Source organism: Candidatus Omnitrophota bacterium (assembly GCA_028693815.1).
Lineage (GTDB): Bacteria > Omnitrophota > Gorgyraeia > Zapsychrales > Aceulaceae > Aceula.
Window position 1 is genome coordinate 1 of the sequence record JAQUUP010000042.1, and the last position, 6,661, is coordinate 6,661.

General features: G+C 35.6%; 2 protein-coding genes. Both read left to right on the forward strand.

Translation table 11 applies throughout. The annotated features are described in order from the left end of the window. Positions 1–48 precede the first annotated feature (48 nt). On the forward strand, positions 49–5,229 hold the full coding sequence (locus PHY73_08655; GenBank protein ID MDD3375771.1) for a hypothetical protein: 5,181 nt from the start codon (positions 49–51) through the stop codon (positions 5,227–5,229). Between the two features lie 75 nt (positions 5,230–5,304). Further along, the gene (locus tag PHY73_08660; GenBank protein MDD3375772.1) at positions 5,305–6,621 is read left to right on the forward strand and encodes a hypothetical protein; all 1,317 of its coding nucleotides are present in this window, start codon (positions 5,305–5,307) and stop codon (positions 6,619–6,621) included. The last annotated feature ends 40 nt before the right edge of the window (positions 6,622–6,661 follow it).

The following is a 6,661-nucleotide window of genomic DNA, read 5'->3' on the forward strand; positions in this document are numbered from 1 at the left end:
GATGTTCAACTCATCTATAATCAATATGTTGAATCTTTCAAGAAAGGTGTGTGTGATTTTATCAAGGTTGAATACGACGAGTATGCTCATAAGAATGTCCCACGAAAGTATTTTTCGGGAGGTCTATCTCTAGGCTTTGGCGAAGGGCTTAACAATACTTTTACTACAACAGAAAATCCTTCGGCTTGTAGCGTGATTGTTAAGACTGCGAAGAAAATCTATAACTTTACAGCTAATCTTTTAAGCTTTAAGAACGCTAGCAAACAAAAGGATCCTGAGAATGCGGATTTGTTGGATGACGATTCTGTTCCTCAAATATTTAAAGATCTTGAGATTCCGTTTGAGTATGAGGCTAGGCCTGGCTCGATAGATCTTAGAAGCTTGGTAGCCACTCCTTTTTCTATTATGCCAAAAAAGGCACTAACAAATATTGTTAAGTTCTCTTTTGGTGTAGAGCTCCCTTATTACATTGCTGATGGTGAAGGTCATTATACAAAAGAAAAGGAAGTTTCTATTTCTTCAAGGGCAATTTTTTATTGGGATTTGGGTTATATTGTGCGTTTAATTGCTCATGAAATTGGTCATAGCATTGAGTCACATTTTTCAGAAACCGAGAAGCAAAGAACTTTGAAAGATTTTAATATTATTCGAAAAAAGATGGAAGACAAGGGATATCGTCTTCTCCTTGAAAGCGATGAAGTGAATATATTAAATGTGCACAGAAAAAAGCAGATATCTTTTGCTTATTTTCGAGATCCGCACCCAAGTCAATTTTTAGCAGAGTTTTTTAGATATTTTTTAATTGATGGGGATGAGTTAAGAAAAGTTATTAAGAGCGAAAGTGATGAAAACGTCAAGGAAGCTCTTGAGGACATTTATGCTCTTTTTAAAGAAAAATTAGGACAGGAATTTTTTGCGAAGGACATAGCACCGTTAACCGAGATATTGAGTATTGTAAAAAAAGATATTGCTACTAAAGCAAAAGAGGATTTTGAGAAATGTAAGGAGCTGGGATATCCATTTTTGGAAGAAAGTTTTTCTCATAAATATGGAGTAACTGTAGATCATTATGAGACCCTCTTAAAGGAAGCCAAAGGCAGAGGTCTTAATAATCCTACTTACGAAATGATGCATGAAGTAACTCTGCAGATTTTGGAAGAGGAAAAGTTGGCCGAAGAGGAAAACATAGAAAAAGAGGCTGAGCTCGATACTAGAGATGGGAGTTTTACGAGCTCTCCATCAGAGGAAGCGGGGGCGTCTCCGTTATTGTCAGCGAATAAGATTATAGAAAACCTTAATGTTTATTCAAATGAAATTTTGACGTTTAAAGATGAACAGACAGGGTTAACTGAGAGCTATACCATTATTGCGGAAAAAGACGAAAAAACAATTGTGCCGAATGTAAAAATTTATTTAATTGATTCCAAAGGGCAAAAGAGCACAAAACCAGTTGTTTCTTTCTTGCTTGATCAAAGTAAAAATTTAATTTATGAGTTTAATATGTTTCTCAATGCTGTAAGTTTTGATCAGAATACCACAGACAAGAGATCATTGGCAGGTAATCGATCTAAAAAGCAAAAAGGATTAGGGGGCAAAATCTTTAAAATGTTTGCTGATTCAGTGCCGGAAGGGGCAAGGTTTGAAGCTTTAGTTACAAATAGGGATTTTCAAAATCTTTTGATTGAACAATATTCTAAAGGGAAAATTACATCGGAAAATTTGAATGAAGTTTTAAAGGAAACTTTAAATGGAAAGTTGATGAGTAACAATAATTTTGTGGATATTGGAATTCATGGGGATGATTCAGAGGGGAGTTGGCAAGGATTAGAGGCAGTTAGAGAATTTTATGAGAGGATTAAGAATCCTAAGAATGATAAAGAGTATTTATTGTTATATATTATGGCTATTAAGAAAGAATCTGCTGGTTCAACAATTACCACTCGAGAAATGGCTGCGCAAATCGTTCAATTCTGGGGATCAGAACCTAGGGTTGTTTTTCAGGCAGATGGCATGAAATCTTTTGATAAAGATGTGGATAGCCGTATTGCTGCTGATTATCAGCGCATTGATGACATGTTTCATTCTTTTGTTTTTAAATTTAGAGAAAATTTTCCGTTTACTTATAGCGGGTTATTAGATGGCTCTATTTATGAGTCTCTTAAGAATGCATACGATGCTATTGTTGCGGTTCACGATAGCTATTTGAATCCGAAAGGTGTTCCAGAGAATTATAAAGGTAAAATTTCAATTTTAATAACGGTTGAAAAAGATAATTTTGTAATTTCTATATTTGATAATGGAATTGGGGACTCAGTAGAAGAAAAAGATTTTAAAGAGCGGAAAAAATACCTTCTTGATCCGTCAAGGCAAACTGTTTATTTAGGGGGTGAGGGCATTGGGGAGACAATTTTTAAGAAAGTTAAATCTAAGGGTGGCGATGTAATTCTTGAAAAAGGTCGGCTTGCGCAAGCTAGAACAGAGTCTAGGATTGTTATTCCGATTTCCGCATTCGAGCGCAAAGCACAGCGCTTAGAGGGCGAAGTAAAAGCTAATTTTGAAGAATTTAAATCTCATATTCAGAGTTGTCCGATAGATAATCATGACAGTGTTGTCTCGCTGACTTCGTCGACAATTACTATCAAGGATATTGAAGAAAAGGGGACTCATCTTAAATCGTATCAAGATATCAAAAAATTAAATTCTAAGAAAACGCATTATGTTCTTCATAAAGTATTCGGAATTTGTAAAATTATTGAAGCGAAAGAAAAAAGGCTTGTTGTTGAGCAAGTCGTCCCACCAAAAGACACAAGAGGATTAAATGGTTTATTTGCTAGAAATCATTCAAATCTTATTAAAGTTTTTACAGTAGTTCCTGGTTCAAATAGACAACGTAGTGTTCTTTACGAAGATAATATTTTAATCCCGCAAGAGTGGAACAAGTATGTTGAGCCTCAATCTGAAGTTAGAAAAAAAACTCCAAAAAAAATTGTTGATCTGATGAAGTCTTTGGTTAATCGCGAAGATCTAGAATGTGGGATGATAGGCAGAGTCTTTAATCAGGGCCAACAATTAATGTTTGATGAGCTTTATGGTATTTTTATTAAACATAACATGGCAGAGGATGTTGCAGAAAATCTTGCTAATAATCTTACTAGAATGAAATCTGGATCAATTGAAATCATCTATTTATTTGAGATTATTGATCAGCGTCAATCTGAAGCTCTTAAGAGTCATGATTATCTTGAGTTGCGCAGTTTAAAGGATAAAGAAAAAGAGGATCTTGCGCTAAGTTTGCAATCTATTGTTGAAGATTACGATGGCAGGAAATTGACTGCTTATCAAAAAGAAAAGCTACTTAAAAGACTTGTTCCATTCGAGGTTGTTGATTATTTGGCGGATAAATATAGAGTGCCACGTGATAGAATTTTATTTATGATGGACAGGCATCCGAATTTCCCAATTTGGATTCCTAAGGCTATGAAAAAGGCAGAAGAAATCAAAGATGAAGTTGGTGGTCTGAGGATTGCTCAACGGGTTGTTGTTAGTCAAGGAATAGAAAAAACAGACGAATGGGTTGAAGGTTTTAAAAGACTTTCTAACAAGAATGGAGGGGAATTTCTTAAAGAAGTAGGTGGTCTGTCTAATCTTGTAGATATCGCGACTCGTCAGGGCTTAGGTGATGCTGAATCTTGGATTGCAGAGAAAAAGACGAAGTTTAATCTTGACGAAAAGATTTATCGAGAATATGGAGGACGGTCAAGAGTTTGGCAGCAATTAATCAAGAATGGAAAACTTCCAAAAAAAGTAAAAGTGTCTGATGATTTAGGTGGAGAGGGTGGTGACAAGAGTATGTCACAAGCAAGCCTCAATTTAAGCAAAACTTTAGAAATTATTGATGTCATTCAGAGAAAAATTGATGAGTTTTCAGGTGCCGAGGACTTTACTTTTGGAAGTGTTGATCTTTCAAGAGAGAATCAAGCAAAATGTTTTGTTTCATTTTTTGAATATCGGGCACGAGTCAACGGGCTTGACACATTTGACAGATATCTCGATTTTATTAATAGCAATAGTCGTCAGGCTCTCGAGGAAATACAGGCAATTTTAGAACTTCGCTTAGATGACCCCCAAGGCGAAACGATTACATCGTTTTATCGGCTTGCGTCAGCTTATGAGGCAGAATACCAAGAATTTTTAGAGGATTTAATTAGAAAAAAGAACAGCGATAATAAAAGCATAACAATCCGTCATGTGAGTGGATCGACCGGCCAAGAAGTCGTTACAAATATGATCATGATTTATGAGGCTTTACGCTCATTTGCACAAAAACAAGCCATGAATGATTATGAAATCGACAAATGGATAAAAACTTGGAATCTTCGGGTTGATGATTTTGATATTAGTTTGGATAACTTTCTGGAGATCGAGAAAGGGCGATATTCTATAGATTATTTGAGAGAGAATCTTCAAAAATATTTTAAGTCTAAGGGTGAAGACGACAATTTAAGTGCGCAAAATACCAGACTTATGATCAGCCAATATTTTGATTCAATAGATTCTAAGAATTATCAGCTAAAAGAAAATATTCGAAATCTTTTTGATGTTCAATATCACTATGTTGATCTTGAGAAATTTACAAATCGAAAAATTTTAACAGATAAAATATATGATGTAACATTTTCTATGTTTTCAATTATTTATTTTAAGGGTTCGTGGGCGATTGTATTAAAAGAAATTTTAAATTCACAGTCTCAAGATGGTTTCTTTATATCTGATATTTGTTGTGCCCGGAACCAAAAGGGTAAATTTAGTATTGTTGTTGAGCAGACAGATCAAAGCAAACAAAAAGATCAAAAAAGAAAAGATTGGGAGACGCAGTTTAAATTGGCTATTCGGACCGCATCGTCGGATATGGCGGCAGAGGGCGATTTAGGCGCAAGTAAAGAAGAAATAGCTGAGGCTAGCAGTGCCTTGTTTAATATTGCAGAAGTGTTTGGAGGCACAGATTTGTGGGATATTTTTAAAGAAATGGATCCTCAGAAAAGCCCGATAAGCATTTATTTAAAAGGCGATCGCGAAACTGTTTTGAAACAAGCGCGAAAAGAGTTTGACGGAATAGACTCACAAAGGCTGATTGTTCTTTCGCTTGATCTTGAAACAGAGCAAGGAGAAATTGAACACATTTTAATTGCAGATCAGTTAAGCAATATTCAATCTGGAATGTTGGCGTGAGGATCACAACTGATAAAAACTGATGCGAAATTTGAGGAATATATTTCTAAAGCAAATGTTTCTTTGGAGGATTATTTGTTTTTATATCGTGTTTCAGAGGACCCTCATCCTCAAGCGCAGCTTATTAACGCTAAATTTGTTTCTTTGGGCAATACGCCAGAAACGATTGCCCAATTTCGAGGAAAGAAGCTCGTTGAGCCTGTTTTTAAAACAATTTCTAAAATTTTAAAAAGAAATTATGCTGGTTGGAGAATTGAGACGTATCCTTCTCATGCAAAGACGGAAAGTTTTCTTTCGAAAGTATGTAAGCCAGGAAGTATTCGGGTTGATCCGGATGAAGGGATTGAGACTGGAATCATTGATAATCCAGATCTGAATGATCTACTTTTTAAGATTGAAGAGCAGCCGTTTATTGGTGAAATTTTAGAAATAACAAAAAAAAGTCCAGGCAATCGTCATTATGATAAGGCAGCTTTTCCATTAAGTTTAAATGGGCTTGGGGTTGCGGAGCATCACTGGAATTTTCCTGAAGAGTTTAAAGAATCAAATTTAGATGGTGAAACGATTGTTCAGCGACTAGAAGGCTTATTTTTTGGAAGGCTTGGATCGAGTGTGAGGTCTCAATTCAGCAAAGAAAAGATTAATGATCTAATTAGAACGTTATGGATTAGGCTCGTAGCGTTAAACCCTGAATTAAAGGATGAATTTCCTTCTATAGAAAAAGAGGCTTCTTATCAAGAGACAGCGGCTTTCTTTTTAGATTATGATCAGAAAAAACGATTAACAGAATTTCTTTTAGGTATTGCTTCTAGATATACTTTGGATGATATTCATTTTTGGGAAAGGAACGGCAAGTTCTCTAAGAATTTGATAGAGAGTCAGAGGTTGCGTCGTGCCATCATAGATAGAGCAACCCCAGGCCTCAGTCGGTGGAGTACTGGTTTTTCAGATGAAACAGTGCTTAAGATTGAAGAGCATTATATGAATGCTGGAGTATTGCCTTTTGATTTTCACCAGCAGATCAAAGTTTTTGGAGAAGATGAAAAAGGAAAAATAGGTTATTTGGAAGAAATCAAAGAAAAGGTTGCCAAAGGCGAGAAGTTTAATGAAAAGGCGATACCAGGTAAAGGCCCAGAGGATCAAATTGATTCTGCTCAAACCGCATCGTCTGATATGAAGGGTGGAATTGATTTCAACGCTGAAAATATGAACGTGACTACCAAAGGCGATGAGATTGATTTTAATATTCCTTTGGATATGAAAAATATCACCTCTAGCAGTATCGAAGGCTTTGTACCGATTATCATTAATATTACACCTGTGACAGATTTTTCAGGTTTCTTAGGTTTCAATGAGGATAAATCTGCAGAGAGAAAAGAAGTTAGAAGTTAGAAGAGAGAAAAGAGATAAAAGAATGGAAAAAAGAAGACTA